This is a genomic window from Paraburkholderia sp. SIMBA_053 (assembly GCF_046534895.1).
Taxonomy (GTDB): Bacteria; Pseudomonadota; Gammaproteobacteria; order Burkholderiales; family Burkholderiaceae; genus Paraburkholderia; species Paraburkholderia caledonica.
Genome location: NZ_JAWRXU010000852.1, coordinates 1 through 265, shown reverse-complemented (window position 1 = coordinate 265; position 265 = coordinate 1). Strand labels below are relative to the sequence as shown.

Annotated in this window: 1 protein-coding gene; it reads right to left on the bottom strand. The window is 35.1% G+C overall.

The window, feature by feature from the left end; genetic code table 11:
- Positions 1-265 (bottom strand): hypothetical protein (locus SB753_RS37990; RefSeq protein WP_410805279.1); only part of this gene is annotated, 265 nt, incomplete at both ends.

Genomic DNA, 265 nt, shown 5'->3' with positions numbered 1-265 from the left:
TTCGTTGATAAACGTGTTAAATCACGTTGAAATAGATTCCATGCAGCAAAAGATTCCGTTGTGTGATAAGACTGTAGGCCAGCGCTCACAACTGTAAGAGGTACGTCTCCTAATGATTTAACTTCACTTATTTGTTCAAAGCTTTTTTCAATGTCATCTATAGAACCTTCGATTGAAAACTGGTTAAAATAAATAGACCTCATTTCTTCAGTGAATAATGGGGGCATAAATTTGTTTTGATCTTCATGGCAGGAATCTAAAAGAA